A 15,816-nucleotide genomic window follows, 5' to 3' on the forward strand; every position below is an offset into this window, starting at 1 on the left:
GAGCAATCGGTAGGCTAAAATTTAAACTGATGTGCTTTACAAGGTAGAGTATAGATAACTCTTTTTTCACAGATAAATGTAGGCAGTTGCTAATGGATAATAGTTTTGCCTTTGAATCTCTGGAGTCTGTTCGCAAGAAGTTACTTGATTTAAGTAGTCGCAATTCACTAATTAACTACCGTCACTCTAAGTCAAATAGCGTACGTTTGATAGATGAGCTACCAGATCAAATCTATAGCGTATTACAGCAAGGTGACCACTCCTTAACTTTTATTCCAGTGCCTGAGCCCTCAGAAACTGAGTTAATTCAGGCCGGTTATATTGTTATTGATAGGCAATCAGGTGAAAAAGTTAAGAATGAGTATCCAACAGAAGACGTGTGGGCAAAGCGCCTTGGCTTGGACACGGGTTATGATCTACCACCTGCAGATGCAAAACTTCAGGGCGCTGCAAAGCATCAGGATCATCAACTACAAACGCTGCTTTATGCTTCCTCTTTAGAAGCAAGATTACGTAGTATTCGCAATAAGTCAGAAACTGCAATTGAAGAAAGTGGAGCAAATGTACTGTATTTGGCACTTGGTTTCCTACAATGGTATGAAAGCCCTGTTTCAGATGTGGCTCGGCTGGCACCTTTATTTACTCTACCTGTGCGGCTTAAGCGAGATAAGCTCGATAAAATGCTGGGGGTATATCGTTATAGTATTGACCTTAAAGATGATGGGCTTTTCACTAATATCACCTTGAGTGAAAAGTTGGCGAATGATTTTGGTATGATCTTGCCAGAAGTGAATGAAGATATAAATCCAGAAGAGTATTTTGATACTATCCAACAAACTATCCTCTGCGCAAAACCTCGCTGGAAAGTTTGCCGTTATGCATCTCTGGTCTTGCTGGATTTTGCTAAACAAACCATGTATCAAGATTTAGACCCACAAAACTGGCCAGAAAATCACAGCATTCAAAATCATAATTTGATTAGAAGATTTTTTCATTCGGTCGCTGATGAGGAAGAGGTTGGTATTTCGTCTTATGTTAATGAGTATTCTATCGATGATATTGAAAATGTTCATAGCCACTTCCCTTTAATTTATGATGCAGACAGCTCTCAACATAGTGCACTGATTGATGCTGTAGAGGGAAAAAACTTAGTTATAGAAGGGCCACCAGGGTCTGGTAAATCGCAAACTATTACTAATTTGATAGCAGCTTGTATAGCAAATGGGCAAAAAGTGTTGTTTGTTGCTGAAAAAATGGCAGCATTAGACGTAGTGAAAGGACGTCTTGATAAAGCTGGCTTAGGGGATTTTTGTTTAGAATTACATAGTCATAAAACAAATAAGCGAAAAATACTTGATGATTTGATTCAACGAATTAATAGGCTGGGGGAGTATCCAAAACCAGGCAAGCTTAATGATAGTATAGCCCGGTATGAAGATTTAAAAAGTAAGCTTAATTATTATGTTTCTCAAATAAATAATAAGTGGAAGCAAACAGGTCTCACTATACATCAAATCTTAAATAAAGCCACTCGCTATCGCGAACAATATGGCATTCAACCTGATACACTGGAAATTGAGGGAGTCAGTGGTCAAACGCTGACGAGTGTTAAGCAGCAAGCTTTGTTAGATGATGCTGATATGCTGGCAGATATTTTTAATCAGGTAGCTGAGCAGGCAGAAGGAGGAAAAATCTATAATCATTATTGGTATGGTGTCGATAATACTGAATTATTAGGTTTTCAGGCAAAAGAATTATGTCAGGCATTAAAACATTGGAATGGCAGCCTTCAATGTTTAAATCATCATTGGCAACGACAAGTAATACAGTTACAGTTGACAATTGATCCAAATACCTTACTGGAAACCATAGAGTCAATTATTGATGCATTGGCTTTGTTACCCAATATTCAAGGTGAAGAGCTACTGGGGGATTTAGTAGAAATTGCCCAGCAAGGCGAGGCCTTTAAGCAAATGCTAGACGGGTACCAATGGATTCATGCTGAAAATGACAGTTTAAGTACAATAATCAAACCAGAGTTTATTAGTGATAGTAATACAGTAAAAAAACTGGATAAAGTATTGACAGAATTTCGAGGTCTCGGTATTAGGTATGAAGAAACACTAGATGCATTAGGGCAAGATAAACTTAGTTTACTGAAGTCGGAGGAATTAGCAAATTCGATTAATATTCAGCTTGAGCGGATTAAGGAAAAAATCCCACGAGAGCTGCATCCGGTATTTGTTTTTACTTATCCTGGTTTACAAGAGCTGTCTAAGTTATCAAAGTTGCTTAATGCTCTTCCCCCAGAACTATGGCGTTATCGGCATGTCTTGTTTGATAATCCTGATTTAGATGTGTTGCTGAAAGAGCTAAAGCATTATCTGCAAAAGTTGCTGCCTTTGCATGAGCAGCTACAATCGTATTTTAAATTAGATAACCTTCCACAGTCCGGGCAATTAAAGTCCTATCAAATGGCTTTGGATAATGCAGGGTTTTTCTGTTTTTGCTCTTCACAATGGCGTCAAGCCAGGCAAGCTATTTTAGCTTTAGTATTACAGCCAAAACAAGGTAAAAAACAAGCTTTTAATTTATTGACTGAGCTAATTGAATATACTGAAGGTGTTGAATATATTAACCGCCTGCATCAACAAGATCCACTACTTGGTGAGTGGTTTCAAGGAGTGGAAACACCAATAGAGCGTATTATGGTCTTACGCTCTTGGTACCAGGCGGTTCGTGAGGAGTATGGCATTGGTTTTGGTGATAGAGTAGCGATTGGAGAGGCTTTGTTTACTCTAGACAGACAGTTGGTGCAAAGCATAATTTATGCGCTTAATGGTGAGTTAGGCGTGCAGGTTGAACAGTTAGTTAAGATAACTGAAATATTGCAACAGCGGTATCCAACATTTAGCCCTCTCTTGCATAGAAAAACATCACCAACAGGTCCTGTTGAATTATTAAGAGGTTTACATAAAAAACTTGATCAGTGTTTGGGGCAATTAACCTTTGCCAGCCATCATCAGATCACGGTAGGTGATTTACAGTGCCGGCTTCAACAGCTAACTGGGTTACAAACGCGTATAGAGGCATGGCGCCTAAACCCTGCGGTTCAGTACTTTACTCAAGAAAAACTGCCATTATCAATAATGCCTGGATCAGCATCAGAAAGATTATTAACAATTGGTCGTAATTCTCTGGCCATTGCAGAAGTAGTGATTAACATACCAGCGCTTGTTAATGCTATTTCAGCGGAACCAACAGTAGCCCGTTATCAAGCATTACAAAATAGTTATGCTGAGCTAAGTGAATTGACAACGCAAGCACGACAAGCTGCAGAGCAATTTATTAACCAAGGTAAAGTTAATAAAGATGAGTGGTTTGAATCGTCCCAGGGTGCCATACAGTCACTAATTGAAAGCAACCAAAAAGCCCTTGCAAAGGCAAACTGGCTGGACACTTGGCTGGATTATATCAGAGTAAAGCAAAAGCTCTGTGCAACTGGCTTACGAACAATAGTTGAAGGAGTAGAAAACAGTTATTTGTTGACAAAAGATTTACAAGCAATTGTACAGCTTGTGATGTATCACCAGCTTGCTAAGGAAATATTAACTGAACATAAAGAGCTGGCTGAGTTTAGTGGCATGGAGCAAATGGCAATTCGTCGTAAATACCAGGAGTATGATAAAAAATTACTTGGACTACAGCGGCAAAAAATAGCCTACCAAGTGGACCAGGTGACACCGCCTGTGGGTGTTGCTGCCGGGCGAGTTGCAAATTATACCGAAATGGCTTTAATTCGTCATGAAGCAACTAAAAAAGCACGTCATATTGCTGTTCGTCATTTATTGCAGCGATCAGGTAAGGCTATTTTAGAGTTGAAACCCTGTTTTATGATGAGTCCTATGTCTGTGGCACAATATCTTGTGCCTGGGAAATTTGAGTTTGACCTTGTTGTCATGGATGAAGCATCACAAATACGACCAGAGGAAGCTTTGGGAGCTATAGCCAGAGGTTCAAGGCTAGTTGTTGTTGGTGATCCCAAGCAACTGCCACCGACTTCGTTTTTTAGTAAAATAGCTAGCGATGTGCAAAATGATGAAGAGAGTGTAGCTTTGGAGGACTCAGAAAGTATTTTGGAGTCTGTTATACCCATGTTTACAACTCGTAGGCTGCGCTGGCATTACCGTTCACAACATGAATCTTTAATCGCCTTTTCTAACCAACATTTTTATGATTCAAACTTAGTATTGTTTCCCTCACCATTCAATAATTCAGATAAATACGGCATAAATTTTATGCGGGTGAACGGTTGCTTTTATCAGCGTCGTAATAGAGAAGAAGCCCAAGAAATAGTCAAGGCAGTGAGTAATCAGTTAATAACAAGGCCTCAGGAAACAGTTGGTATTGTAGCAATGAATTCCTCTCAACAGGATGAAATTGAGTTGCAATTGGATAAAGTAATAAAAGAAGACCCGGATTTTCAGCATGTTTATGAAGAAAATCGTTTCTCGGGTGAGCCGCTATTTATTAAAAACCTAGAAAATGTGCAAGGGGATGAGCGAGATGTAATTATAATTTCCATGACGTATGGCCCTGAGCAACCAGGAGGGCGGACGATGCAGCGGTTTGGTCCAATTAACTCCAATGTTGGTTGGCGGCGTTTGAATGTACTCTTTACCCGAGCTAAAAAGCGAATGTATATTTTTTCTTCCATGGATTCCAGTGATGTACTTGTTAGTGGAAAAAGTAGCAGAGGGGTACAGTCATTGCGGGCGTTTTTGGAATATTGTGAAACAGGGCATCTACATCAGTCACAGTACACTGGTAAGTCAGCAGATAGTGACTTTGAAATTGCCGTCATGCAAGCACTGGCCTCTCATGGATATCAATGTGAGCCTCAACTAGGAGTAGCGGGTTATTATTTAGATTTAGCTGTCTATGACCCTGGTCAACCAGGCCGTTTCTTAATGGCTATTGAGTGTGATGGGGCAACTTATCACTCAGCAAAATCAGCCCGGGATCGTGATTGTTTAAGACAGGAAATTCTTGAGGGGTTAGGTTGGAAGATACGACGAATTTGGTCCACTGATTGGTTTAAAAACCCGGCAGCTCAACTACAGCCAATTATTCAAGAGCTTGAACGACTCAAAACAACAACATCCAATCCTGTTCAGGAGATACAAACAACATTTGGATAGTTGTTAAACAGGGGGTTGATTACCAATCAATTCCCTGTTGGGCTTTAATCCCTACATCAAAAGCATGCTTTACTGGTTTTATTTCACTTACTGTATCAGCTAATTCAATTAATGCTTTCGGGCATCCGCGGCCAGTAATTATCACTGACTGTTGTTTAGGCCGGTTTTGTAGCGTGGTAATGACTTCATTTTCATCTAAATAGCTATAACGGATCATATAGGTCAGTTCATCCAACAACACCAGTCGTAGTTCTGGATTTGTGAGCATGGTTTTGCCGGATTGCCAGACCGCCTGGGCGGCGGCGGTATCTTTTTCTTTATCCTGGGTATCCCAGGTAAAGCCAGTAGCCATAACATGAAATTCCACTCCATGCTGCTCCAGTAAATCCCTTTCTCCGCAAGCCCAGGTGCCTTTAATAAACTGAATTACACCGGCTTTAAAACCATGGCCCACACAGCGGGCTACATTGCCAAAACCGGCGGTGCTTTTACCTTTACCATTGCCCGTTAGAATAATAATAATACCACGCTCTTCTGTTGCTTCAGCCACTTTTTGATCAATATGGGCTTTTTTCTTCGCCATTCGGGCTTGGTAACGGGCTTTTTCTTTGTCAGTTTGGGTCATAATATACGGCGTTAGCAGTTAGTTAGGTCGATAAATCAAGGATACTAACGTATTGATTCCATCTTCTTCAAAGCCTTTATTGGTTTCATAATCTTTATCAAAGATATTATTAATTTTCCATTGTAGGGTAATGTCGTCTGTTAGCTTATAGGATTGTAATAAGTTCACACTGCCATATCCGGATAAGTCTTCACGGCCACTGACATTATGTCGTTTTCCTTGTAAAAACCATTCGACACCCAACGTATAACGGTTCCAGCTTTTATTAAGGCTCATATTCAATAACTGTTTACTACGAGAGGGGAGAGTGTTATCTGTATCTTTATCTTTAGGGTCCAGCAAGGTTAAGCTAGCTGTATAGTTCCAGCCTAATAGTTCAGTGGCTAACTCAGCTTCAAGCCCTTGGATTTCTGCCTGGTTGATATTCTGTCTTTGAATAATATTGCTATTAGGAATATTTTTATTGGCAATGAGGTCTTTAATTTGGGTTTCAAATATGCCAATTCTCCATGAGCTAATATCTGAAAACCCCTTTAAGGCTAACTCATAATGCTTTGCTTGTTCAGGATTGAGGTTAGGGTTACTTTGGTAACGATTTCCTGCATATGTATAACTAGGGTAATAAAGGTCATTAAAAGTTGGTGCTGCAAAAGATTCTCCAAAACTGGCAATAACTTGCAAATCATCATTAAACCAGTAGCCGTAGGAAAACTGTTTACTGGTATGGTGACCAAATTGCTCGTTATCTTCATGGCGTAGGCCAAGGATAATATCGTGATTACCGTAGGTTATTTGGTCTTGAATAAAATAGGCATGATTATAACGGGAGCGCTTATTAAAAATTGATTCACCTATAATATGATCATCAGTATAGTCGTAGCCCAAAGTCAAGTGATGATTTTTATTTAGCTTCCAGTTAATCTGAGCTGTTCGTGAATAGTGTTTACTGTCAAATCTATAAGATAAACTATCATCTAGATCGTTTCGTGTGTCTGACAAGTCTTTCGCTTGGCTGACTCCTAGTTTTATATTTAGTGAATCTGTAAACTGATGATTGATCTCTGTGCCTAGGGTCTGTAAGGTAAATTCAGAAAATTGATTATTTGGAGTAAAGTTATCAATTTCTGTTTCTCCTTCATTTTGAAATAGATAGGCTGTAATAGCCGTCTGTTGAGATAGATTATGCTTCAGGTAGGCATTAATACTGTTATTACGAAAGCCATCATTCTCTTTTCGAGAGTCACTTTTGCTTCTATTAAACCCTTCAGTATTGTGATAACCCAGTTTTAAATTATAAAAAGTATCTTCAATTTTACCGCTAATGCCGCCAACATATTTTTCAGTTTTATGGGAGCCTCGGCTGATTTTTAACTCAGGGGCTAAGGTTTTGTCCGTATCTTTGAGGGAAATAATATTAATCACTGCGCCCATAGCCGCTGCGCCATAAATGGCCGCTTTTGGCCCGCGCACAACTTCCACCCGCTCAACTGTATCCAGATCAATTAAGCTAATTTGGCCTTGTCCACTAGTAGGCTGATTAATTCTAATACCATCAATTAGTACTAAAGTGTGTCTAGTTGCAGTGCCGCGGCTAAAAATTTTCGTAGTAGAACCAACACCTCCTGTTTGTTGTACATCCAACCCAGGTACCCGTTTAAGTAATTCCGGTAAATCCTGTGCCTGGCTTTTTTCGATGGCCTCACGGGTAAATAACGTAACGGGGGCCAGGCTGTTGGCGACTGTTGTAGGGGTAAGGGTGGGGGTGACTACAATTTCATCCAGTACGACAGGAGCTTCACTGGCCGCGATAGCCTGCCCAGTAATGAATAAACTAATAAACAGTGGCTTGGGGGTAAAGTTTGGCATTGTTAAAACTCAAAACCTTATGGTGTAACAACTTAGTTATTGGTTTTGAGAGGGATCAGGAAGTAAACAGCTTATTTAACCAACCACAAGTTGTTTATTCCCCTGGTGGAGCCCTCCGCATGACCAGGTATAGCTATTTTGTTGGCCGGTATCGGGCTTATAGTCATTTGTTTTTTACTAACGCAAATGCACATTAACAATACAAATCACTACTTACCGTTGCGGGGGCAGCGTTGGTTTTACACCAATCTTCCCGTTTAACCCAGTTATATCACTTCTCAACGCTCTCGCTAGATTGAGTAATAGGGGGTTCTGAAGCAGCAGTCGGGATACTGCTTTAGCTATAAAGGCCATGGATGGCCTTGTATAGCGGCAGAAGAATACCCTATTACTCCATCTGCTACTTAGTATCACTAGGCACCAACAAACCGGTGACTGTATGTAGGTGAGTTGGTTGAGTCAAATTAATCAAATTCAAGTATATGTTGAAAAAAATTCATATTAAAAACTGGCGAACCACTTAGTGAATGCAGGATAATTAAAATTATCAGCTAACTTATTGATTTTATTGAAACTAATGGAAATTCAAAATACAAATGACAATGCGTTTTGGTTGCGTTTCGCTAGTGCAGCCTCAGTGATTACGGCAGTGGTTTTAATCCTGGTGAAATCCATTGCTTGGTTTTTTACAGGGTCAGTGAGTTTATTGGCATCACTGATTGACTCTGTGCTGGATGGGTTGGCTTCTGTCGTTAACTGGATAGCCATTCGCTACTCGCTCAAGCCTGCAGATAAGGAGCACCGATTTGGCCATGGTAAAGCAGAGTCACTAGCCGGCTTAGTACAAGCAGCCTTTATTTTAGTCTCAGGTGTTTTTTTGGTGCTAAATGCTATTGATCATCTTAAACGACAGGTTGTACTTGAGTCTGAATGGTTGGGGATTGGGGTTATTGTATTCGCTATTCTGGCAACCTTGGGATTATTAACAATTCAGTATACCACTATTAAAAAAACAGGCTCTGTGGCAATAAAAGCCGATTCACTTCATTACCGAGCGGACTTATTAAGTAATACGGCAGTATTAGTTGCACTGGGATTAACCGCCTGGGGGTGGCCGCAAGCCGATGCATTGATTGCCATTGGTATTGCAGGCTACATGGTCTATGGTGCCAGGGATATATTGATGGAAGCTATTAATTTATTAATGGATCATGAGCTACCAGATGCAACTCGCCAGCAAATTACTCAATTAGTGTTACAGGTGGAAGGGGTAAAAGGTGTACATCAGTTAAGAACCCGTCGCTCTGGCATGACCCCGATTATTCAGTTACACCTAGAGCTGGATAAACATTTAACATTAGAGGCTGCTCATCAAATTTCTGATAAGGTGGATGCCGCTATTTTAAACCAATTTCCTGATGCCGATATTCTTATTCACCAAGATCCGGTGTAACTCGGTATTCACTGGGGGATAATCCCGTCCATTGTTTAAACCGGCGGCGAAATGACCGAACATCATGAAAGCCCACGGCATGTGCGGTTTGCTCAATGGTTGATTGCGTATTGATTAAAATCTGCTTAGCTGTGACTAATCGGACCTCGTCGAGTAATGCTTGATAGTGAGTATTTTTTTGTTGTAACCGCCGCTGTAGGGTACGTGCTGATATGCCTAATTGGGCTGCTACTTCAGCGGGCTTAGGAATATTAGGCATCATTTGTTGGATAGTAGCCGACACCTGTTGGCTGATATCCTGATTATTCAATTGACTGATTAATTGATTGGCATGTTGTTCTAAGGTTTGCAGTAACCCAGGGTCCGCCTGGCGCAGTGGTACTTGTAAATGTTCACGGGAAATCCACACAGCATTTTGAGGTGCCTGAAAAACGATTGAGCATTGAAATATTTGTTGGTATTCCACTTGTGCAGATAAGTTAGGGGCTGCACGGGTTAGCTCAATTTTTTGTGGGTTTTCATTTCTATCAGTAATCCAACGACCATAATTGACCCAAGAGGCCAAACAGTGATCAACCATGTGCTGGTGCACTAACGAGTCAGTAAACTGGCATTGCCAACTTAAAACCAGCCCTTTTTCACTTGGCTTTAATTGGGAGCGCCCCATATCTCCCACCAGTGCTTCATAACGTTGAATCCGATCAACAGCTTCAGCCAATGTCGCGCAATTCATGGCGATATACCCCAGCACATGGTAAGAGCCAGGCTGAACAAATTGTGCAGCATGCAGGCCAAACAAAGGGTCATTACTTAGTTGAATAAATTGGTGTAGCAGCTTTTCCATTGCTGATAACGATACCCTTGAGCTGCTAGACGACAACTGGCTTGGATTAATGCCTGCCTGTTTGGCCAATGGCTCAACAGGCAGGCCATAGTGCTCTGCCAGCTTAATAAATTGGCTTAAGGCGGCTGTTGAGGTTGATCCGATGGTACTTGTCATAAGCAGTGTTCTGGCATGTCAGGATTAGCCCCTTAAATCGGCGTTAATGGTCAGTGACGTTGGCAATACAAACGTTAGTATAAAATAGGAACACTCAAGAATTAACTTGAATTTTTATCACTAATCCATCCCGCCTGGCCATGCTGCAAACGCTTGACATAGGCCCAAAAGGAGCAGGTTGATGACAAAACGCCGCTGGAACAGTTGGGGCTGGGAAACAGTCAGCTACCCTTTGCCTGAGCAGGCAACTCATTTTTTAATGGATAAATTAGGGGGGGCAACACCGCTGCCCATTGCTTCTCTGCAAGAGGTTTTAGCTAGTGTGCCTGAATCTAGGCTTGAAGCCCATCCATTGGTTGATTGTTCTGCGGAGGTACGGGTTAACCATTGCCGGGGCCAGAGCCTGGCAGACTGGCTAGCATTAAAGTCTGGACAATTAGGTGTGATACCGGATGGAGTGGCTATGCCCACCACCAGTGAGCAGGTGGCAGAGTTATTACAGTGGGCAAAGCAACATCAATATAAAATTATCCCTTATGGTGGTGGTACTTCAGTGGCTGGCCATATCACTCCCCAGGCTTCAGAACAGCCTATCCTGACGTTAAGTCTGGTTCGGCTCAACCAGCTGATTCATGTTGATAAAGATAGTCTACTAGCTACCATCGGTGCAGGAGCCACAGGCCCGCAAGTAGAAGCACAATTGCAAAGCCAGGGTTATACCTTGGGGCATTTTCCGCAGTCATTTGAATTCTCTACATTAGGCGGTTGGATCGCGACCCGCTCCAGTGGTCAGCAATCGCTCTACTATGGACGTATTGAGCAATTATTTGCGGGGGGGCGATTGGAAACACTAGAGGGGCCTTTAAATATCCCCGCTTTTCCAGCATCTGCGGCAGGGCCAGATTTACGAGAGTGGGTATTGGGTTCTGAAGGGCGAATTGGCGTTATTACTGAAGCGATTATGCGGGTGTCGCCTTGTCCCTCATATGAGTCTTTCCGGGTAGTGATATTACCCAGCTGGGAGCAAGCGATAGCACTGCTCAAAAAGCTTGTGCAATTACGATTAGGGTTGTCCATGTTGCGCTTAAGCGATGGGGTAGAAACCGATACTCATCTACAGCTGGCTGGTCATCCTCGCTCGATTAATGCCCTGCGTTGGTATTTGCAAAAGCGTGGTTGTGGGCAAGGGATGTGTATGCTGACAGTGGGTTTTACCGGGCAACAAAAAAGTCAGTATCAAAACAAAATTAAATTATTTAAACAGCTGGTCGCGCAACATAAAGGAGTGAGTACTGGCGAGTGGTTAGGGAAAAAATGGGCTGCCGGTCGGTTTCGTTTACCTTATTTAAGAGAGGCATTATGGCAGCGTGGTTTTTTAGTTGATACAGTGGAAACAGCTATTGCCTGGTCGCAAATTAACTTATTGAAGGAACAATTAGAAAATGCTGTGGCTAATGCCTTGGTGGATGAAGGAGAAAAAATTTGGGTGTTTACTCATGTTTCTCACTGTTACCCGCAAGGGGCCAGTTTATATACCACCTTTTTATTTCGTCAGGCGGATAATTACACAACAACTTATGCACGTTGGCAGAAGTTAAAACAAGCCGCTTGTGAGGCGATTGTTAAAGTAGGGGGAACCATTAGCCACCATCATGGTGTGGGAAAAGATCATGCCCCTTATTTAAAGGCTGAAAAAGGCGAACTAGGCATTCAGCAAATAAAAAATTGGCTAACGAACTTTGATTCTAATCAACAATTAAATCCAGGTACCTTACTACCCAGTACTTTATTACCGAGCGCATTAACACCTGATTCAGATAAAGAAGACATAAGTCGTTTATTGCAAGATGATCCAACAGATAATCAGCTGAGTTTACATCATGATGCCTGTCAACAAATGGCTTGAAATCAAATCACTTACCCGACAACAGCGGTGGCACCAGCTGCAACATCATCAACCGATTGATGTGGCCGTTATTGGTGGCGGTATTACGGGCGCCGCTATTTTTCGAGAGCTAGCCCGTTATGGCGTTAAAGTGGGGCTATTTGAGCAAGGCGATTTTGCCTCAGGCACATCCAGTCGCTCTTCTAAATTAATTCATGGTGGCTTACGTTATTTAGGCAAAGGACAGCTTTCGCTGGCTTTTCAGTCTATTCGTGCCAGACAATGGCTTAAACAACAACTGCCGGGTTTGGTTGAACCATTACATTTTATGACTCCCCATTATCAAGGGCATTTTCCCGGCCAGCATAGTTTTGATTGGTTACTAAAAATTTATGATTCCTTAGCGAAAGAGTCTCAGGCACATTCGCTAAGTGCCCATCAAGTATTGACCAGACAACCATTGGTAAATTTACAAGGCTTGCAAGGTGGCTCTGTTTTTACCGACTGTATTAGTGATGATGCACGACTGGTGATGCGATTAATTACTGAAGGGGAAGCCGATGGTGGCATTGCTCTCAATTATACCAAGGTGACATCCATCCAACAGGAAAGGGGAGGCGTGACCCTTGAAGTGGAGGATGCTGTATCTAAACAGTCTACTTCACTTGCCGTAAAAGCAGTTGCTAATGCAGTAGGCGTTTGGATTAATGGTCATGATTATCAACAGCCTTCACTTTATCGGATTCGGCCTCTGCGCGGCAGCCATGTACTCATCCCCGGTTGGCGATTACCAGTGAGTGGTGCGCTGAGTTTTTTTCACCCTGAAGACAGGCGACCTATTTTTATTATTCCCTGGCAGGGAGCCACGGTAATTGGTACCACTGATGTTGATCATACGGCGCCTTTAACCAGTGATCTAGCAATCACTAACAGTGAAATTGATTATTTATTATCTGCTTGTAATCAATTATTACCTGAGCTTCAATTAACCCTCTGTGATATTCAAGCCAGTTGGTCGGGGGTGCGACCAGTGCTCGCCGGTAAAGAAAAAGATGCCCCCTCTGCGTTAAGTCGAGAGCATATTTTGTGGCGTCGGGGAGCGATAGTAAATGTCACAGGTGGTAAGCTCACGACATTTAAGGCTATTGCTGAACAAACCTTGGCTCTGTTAAGAGAGAGTGCCCAATTACCGGCTTCACCTGTTAATTCTCATTGGTTTCGTCAAGTAAAAAGACAGCCTCTGTTGCCTTTTACTCAGCTATCTTTTACTACTCAACAGCGCTTATACGGCACTTATGGTGCTTGGTTAAGTCTATGGTCGCTACAAAATAAACGATCGCTACGACTATTTTCACCAGCCCCGACTCTTTACGCTGAGCTTGAATGGATTTTACAGCAGGAGCAGGTGGTACATTTAGATGATTTATTATTGCGTCGCACCCGCATCGGGTTATTATGCCCGTTGGGGGGAAGTCATTGGTTATCCGAATTAAAGCCATTATGCTGTCAGTGGCTAGGCTGGAATGAAGTTAAATGGCAGGCTGAAGTTGATCGTTATCTAACTATCTGGCAACAGTCTTATAGTCTTCCTGAGTTGTTAACGGAAGCGGCTTGAAATATAAAAAAGTATCTTTAATTCCCACCTCCTAATGCCGCCCCCCTTTGAAAAAGGGGGGCTAGGGGGGATTTAAAATTGTTAAGCTTTTTTATTCTGCCTTAAATGTAAAAAACAGCGGGTTGTTTCAGGTGCTTTGAGTCGGTTTTCATGAAATTTCCCCTTTTTAAAGAGTTTACGGTAAAAGGGTGTTGAAAGTAATTTGAGTGTTTGATACGAAATAACAGGATATTCTTCCTCCGCTCTTGAAGTGCTATCCCTGGCCCATCAAGAGCTAAAAAGGCATCCATGCCTTAGCTACAGAATACCCTATTACCTCATATCTACTAGCTTTTTGATAGCCTGATAGGTAGGAGGGAGTAATGATTAGCTCTGAAAAACCCTCGTTTGAGGAGAAAAACCTAAAAGTAGTTTGTTGATTGATCTAGGAGATTAGTTATTAGTCAAGATCCATTAATTCTGGCCATTGATAATGGTACCCAAAGTGTACGAGCTTTGGTGTTTAACCTGGCTGGACAGTTGCAGTATAAAACCAAAATACCCTTACAGCCGTATTTTTCTCCTAAACCAGGTTGGGCAGAGCAGCAACCAGAATACTATTGGCAGTCTGTTGTGGCAGCTTGCCAGCAATTATGGCAGCTGGATTCCAGTATTAAACAACGCTTAGCTGGGGTGACGGTGACTACCCAGCGGGGCACTGTGATTGCCATGAATAAACAGGGGCGCCCGTTACGACCAGCGATTTTATGGTTAGACCAACGGCGAGCTGAATTACGTGGCAAGGTACCTCAGCCCTGGCGTCTGTTATTCGCCGGGTTAGGATTAAATTCAACGGTTAACTACTTTCGATCAAAAGCACAAGCCAATTGGTTAGCTCAGTATGAGCCAGAATTATGGGAGCAAACCGATAAATTTTTATTATTATCAGGCTATTTAAATTATCAGCTCACAGGTGAATGGGTAGATTCGATTGGCGCTATGGTGGGCTATTTACCCTTTGATTATAAAAGGCTGGCTTGGGCTAGACCTAAAGACTGGAAATGGATGTGTAGTGGTGTAGCACCAGAGCAATTACCACGACTGGTGGCGCCCACCACAACTATGGGGCAGATTACTCAGCAAGCCGCCGAGCAAACCGGAATTCCAGTCGGTTTACCTGTGATTGCTTCTGCCTCTGATAAAGCCTGTGAAGTATTAGGCTCGGGTGGCATAACCCCTGATATTGGTTGTTTAAGTTATGGCACTACTGCCACCATTAACACGACAAATGCTAAGTACATTGAACCCATTCGGTTTATTCCTCCTTACCCTGCAGCAGTACCCACAGCTTATAATACGGAAGTGATGATTTACCGTGGCTACTGGATGGTCAGTTGGTTTAAAGAACAGTTTGGCTTAAAAGAACAGCAGTTGGCGGAAGTACAGGGTACTGAACCAGAAACGTTATTTGATGAATTAGTCGAATCAGTCCCAGCTGGTTCTATGGGGTTAATGCTACAACCTTATTGGTCCCCTGGTTTAAAAGAGCCGGCTGCTAAAGGCGCTATTTTAGGTTTTGGTGATGTGCATACTCGTGCCCATATGTATCGAGCCATTTTAGAAGGGCTGACTTATGCCCTAAGAGAAGGTAAAGAAACTATCGAGCGCCGAGCTAAAACCCCTATTACACAACTACGGGTGTCAGGCGGTGGGGCCCAAAGCCAGGCGGCCATGCAAATCACCGCTGATATTTTTAATATGCCTGCAGTCAGGCCCCATACCTTTGAAACCTCTGGGCTAGGTGCTGCCATCGACGCAGCCGTTGGCTTAAAATTACATTCCACAATCGAAACTGCAGTACAACAGATGGTGCATACAGGCGATGCATTTGAGCCAATTAAGGAAAATGCCGACCGGTATAATGCCCTGTATAATGAAGTCTATTTAAAAATGTACCGACAGCTTAAACCTTTTTACCAAACTATCAGAAAAATCACCGGCTATCCAGAGTAGACCCTAACGCTGTATATCTTTTCTGATCAGGATTGTTTCACTTCCTTTATTCCAGCATTTCTACGGCCGTACCCCTAGGAGGGTGTCGCAAAACTACTGCGTTTGCAAATACAGCGTTAAAAATCAGCTCAAAGTACTCATTTATTAAGTATAAACTCCGCCTTTTCGCCGATTTTTGC

8 protein-coding genes and 1 riboswitch are annotated in these 15,816 nt (G+C 42.3%); of the genes, 5 read left to right on the top strand and 3 right to left on the bottom strand.

Annotated features, from left to right (window positions below):
- Positions 1-92: 92 nt before the first annotated feature.
- Positions 93-5,201: a DUF4011 domain-containing anti-phage protein Hhe gene (hhe, locus tag ORQ98_RS23240; RefSeq protein WP_274691207.1), complete on the top strand. Its 5,109-nt coding sequence runs from the start codon at positions 93-95 to the stop codon at positions 5,199-5,201.
- Between the two features lie 19 nt (positions 5,202-5,220).
- Here the strand turns inward: hhe and cobO are convergent, their stop codons facing one another.
- Both cobO and ORQ98_RS23250 read right to left on the bottom strand, forming a co-directional pair.
- Complete coding sequence (gene cobO / locus ORQ98_RS23245; RefSeq protein ID WP_274691208.1) at positions 5,221-5,826, bottom strand: cob(I)yrinic acid a,c-diamide adenosyltransferase; 606 nt, start codon at positions 5,824-5,826, stop codon at positions 5,221-5,223.
- Between the two features lie 18 nt (positions 5,827-5,844).
- Positions 5,845-7,692, bottom strand: a complete 1,848-nt coding sequence (locus ORQ98_RS23250; protein ID WP_274691209.1) for a TonB-dependent receptor domain-containing protein — start codon at positions 7,690-7,692, stop codon at positions 5,845-5,847.
- A gap of 126 nt (positions 7,693-7,818) precedes the next feature.
- Positions 7,819-7,990, bottom strand: a riboswitch (cobalamin riboswitch).
- Positions 7,991-8,269: 279 nt separating this feature from the next.
- On the opposite strand from ORQ98_RS23250, the gene ORQ98_RS23255 reads away from it, so the two are divergent.
- On the top strand, positions 8,270-9,145 hold the full coding sequence (locus ORQ98_RS23255; protein WP_274691210.1) for a cation diffusion facilitator family transporter: 876 nt from the start codon (positions 8,270-8,272) through the stop codon (positions 9,143-9,145).
- Here ORQ98_RS23255 and ORQ98_RS23260 read toward each other — a convergent pair.
- A complete protein-coding gene (locus tag ORQ98_RS23260) occupies positions 9,123-10,145 on the bottom strand; it encodes an AraC family transcriptional regulator (RefSeq protein WP_274691211.1) in 1,023 nt (340 codons plus the stop codon). The genes ORQ98_RS23255 and ORQ98_RS23260 overlap by 23 nt on opposite strands.
- Positions 10,146-10,326: 181 nt before the next feature.
- Here ORQ98_RS23260 and ORQ98_RS23265 point away from each other — a divergent pair, with 181 nt between their 5' ends.
- From ORQ98_RS23265 to ORQ98_RS23275, 3 genes are all read left to right on the top strand, one after another.
- Positions 10,327-12,051: an FAD-binding oxidoreductase gene (locus tag ORQ98_RS23265; protein ID WP_274691212.1), complete on the top strand. Its 1,725-nt coding sequence runs from the start codon at positions 10,327-10,329 to the stop codon at positions 12,049-12,051.
- Positions 12,026-13,645, top strand: coding sequence for a glycerol-3-phosphate dehydrogenase/oxidase (locus ORQ98_RS23270; RefSeq protein ID WP_274691213.1), 1,620 nt, complete (start codon positions 12,026-12,028; stop codon positions 13,643-13,645). Before ORQ98_RS23265 ends, ORQ98_RS23270 begins: the two co-directional genes overlap by 26 nt.
- Positions 13,646-14,110: 465 nt before the next feature.
- Complete coding sequence (locus ORQ98_RS23275) at positions 14,111-15,637, top strand: FGGY-family carbohydrate kinase (RefSeq protein WP_342455222.1); 1,527 nt, start codon at positions 14,111-14,113, stop codon at positions 15,635-15,637.
- Positions 15,638-15,816: the final 179 nt, after the last annotated feature.

Source organism: Spartinivicinus poritis (assembly GCF_028858535.1).
Classification (GTDB): Bacteria; Pseudomonadota; Gammaproteobacteria; order Pseudomonadales; family Zooshikellaceae; genus Spartinivicinus; species Spartinivicinus poritis.